Source organism: Serratia sp. A07 (assembly GCF_058725505.1).
In genome coordinates this window covers 1-2,205 of the sequence record NZ_JBZXDO010000126.1, presented here as the reverse complement: position 1 = coordinate 2,205, position 2,205 = coordinate 1, and the positions used below count along the sequence as shown (strand labels likewise).

Genomic DNA, 2,205 nt, shown 5'->3' with positions numbered 1-2,205 from the left:
AATAAACGCTGGCGCTTACTTTCAAAAGACGACGGCCATAATTGGCTGTTGCTTACCCACAATGATTACAACTGCGTAATTGATAAATAGAGGGAGGTACTGATGCCAGCAAATGAACTGAAGCTCCAAAGCGGAAGAACCTATCGAGGAAAGCGCCCACGCAACTCGATGGGTTTGGTTAACGACAGAACGATCCTGCATATCGGCGCTACCACCGTGCAATACGACAGCCCATCCGTTTCGTTCGGCCGACATTACCCGTCAGTAAGCCGCGAGAAGTTTCTGGCGTGGGCGGAGCGGGATGTTACCGATGAACTACCGCCGGGTGAGTTCGCCACATGGCCTATTGGCAGCGCTAGGGAGGTGGGGCGTGGGTAAGTTCATGCAGTCCTTCATCCCGCGTCGCCAGTTTAAGCACAACCCCGAACGCTTCAATGTGCTTTCGAGCGGTGGCGGAACCCAGAGCAACGCAATGATCTGCCTGATTCATGCTGGCGTCTTGCCAAGACCCGACGTGATCGTTATGTCGGACACCGAGCGCGAAGCAAGCAACGTTTTTACATACCAAGCCAAGCATATCAAGGCGCTTTGCGATGAAGTCGGCATCGAATATCACATCGTTCCGAAAAGTCTTTACGCCACCTACGACATCGTCGGGCCAGATGAAGATGAGCCGTTGCCAGGGTATTTCTCCACACGTAACGGCCGCGATGCGAATGGGTGGTGTACCGGCAAAAAGCCAACATTCTGCAGTGTCAAATGGAAGCAGGAGGTAGTGCAGAGATTTCTTAACGATAAGTACGGCGAAAAATTTCTGACGGCACGCGGTGTAGATATGTGGATGGGGATCAGCATCGAAGAGGCAGCGCGCCGCATGAAAGTCACTGATGGGAAATGGCGCCGCCGTTATCCACTCATCGACATGATGCTGACAAAGCAGATGTGCATCCAGTGCGTAGAGGATTATGGCCTCCCAACGCCACCCGCATCGCTCTGCTGGATGTGCCCAAACCGCGATGACGACCTGTGGTTGTTCATGAAAGAGAACGTTCCTGAAGACTTCCAGCGAGCCTGCGACCATGAAAGGGAAATCCAGAAAACGTGGCCGTGGTTATGGCTGACACAATATGGTGTCCCACTTGCTGAGGCACCACTAAAACCAAGCGGCGGCAAAGGCGCTCAGATGGATTTGGTGCAGTTCTGTGATTCGGGAATGTGTTTTGTATAGAGGAATGGATAGATGAAAACAACGCGGAACGAGCTAAAACTACGGGCTGATAAATGCCCCATCAAGAGATTTAAGGCATTCATCGGCAAAGCCGATACGCAAGCAACTCTGTGCGCGGATACAGGCATAGAAGTTATTGGCTGGAGTGGGTTCGATGCATCTGATCTGAATGCAAAATGCCACCGAGTGGAACTGGCCCGTTTTATTGCAGCGGCTGACCCAGAAACTATTCTCGCCCTGTTGGCAGAGCTGGAAGCGAAGGATAAGCGCATTACAACGGTGACTGAAGAGCGCGAATTTTGGCGTGAACGGGTCGATGGTGCAGAGAAAGAGCGCGAAGAGTTTCGGCGGCGGTTCAACCTGGAGCGATCTTGCCTTGAAGATGCAGACAAACGCATCGCCGAGCTGGAAGCCAAGCTGGCTACGCCGGTGCGGTTGCCTGCGAAAGTTAGCGCCCAAGATATGCGGGAAACATTCAATTATCTGATGGACGCTGAAGAGGCGCAGGCAGCAGCAAATGGTTTCAACCAAGGCCTGATGGAAAGTAGAAAACTGCTGCATGAACAGGGTTTCACTGTAGAGGGGGATGAGTAGGATGGAACGCGAAAACCGCTATCTGGTTATCAAATTTAAAGACGCAATCGAGGCGCTCACAGTTGAGCAGCGCGAGGCGTTGAGGGGCATTGCTATTGCTGTTACCGCACATCGACAGAACAACGGTAAGCAACCACTGGATGCCGTGGTCGTCGAAGCTGACTGGCCTGAGTACGAAAAGGTCTGGGGAATGATTGAAGCGCGCGTTAAGGGGGATGCATGACACCAACCAAATCCGAAAGCAGGGTCAAGTTCAAGCCGGGGCAGGTGTTCTATACCTGCTGGCCCTACACGAACGAGGCGGGGCGCGTGGAGATCACCATCGATGAATGGGAGGTTAGAACCATTCGTCGCAAGCGCAACAGCCAATCGCAGTTCGGGGT

Annotated in this window: 5 protein-coding genes; all 5 read left to right on the top strand. The window is 52.9% G+C overall.

Annotation, left to right across the window (positions count from 1 at the left end; all coding sequences use genetic code 11):
- The coding region (locus tag AC4PR2_RS28445; protein WP_492175994.1) for a ParE family toxin-like protein at positions 1–90 on the top strand (90 nt) is incomplete at its 5' end.
- A gap of 12 nt (positions 91–102) precedes the next feature.
- Positions 103–378, top strand: coding sequence for a hypothetical protein (locus tag AC4PR2_RS28440; protein ID WP_492175993.1), 276 nt, complete (start codon positions 103–105; stop codon positions 376–378).
- Positions 371–1,228 (top strand): hypothetical protein, encoded by an 858-nt coding sequence (locus AC4PR2_RS28435; protein ID WP_492175992.1) that lies wholly within the window; start codon positions 371–373, stop codon positions 1,226–1,228. Before AC4PR2_RS28440 ends, AC4PR2_RS28435 begins: the two co-directional genes overlap by 8 nt.
- A gap of 12 nt (positions 1,229–1,240) precedes the next feature.
- Positions 1,241–1,822, top strand: coding sequence for an ead/Ea22-like family protein (locus AC4PR2_RS28430; RefSeq protein ID WP_492175991.1), 582 nt, complete (start codon positions 1,241–1,243; stop codon positions 1,820–1,822).
- Between the two features lies 1 nt (position 1,823).
- Entirely contained in the window at positions 1,824–2,045 is a 222-nt protein-coding gene (locus AC4PR2_RS28425; RefSeq protein WP_492175990.1) for a hypothetical protein, read from the top strand.
- Positions 2,046–2,205 lie beyond the last annotated feature (160 nt).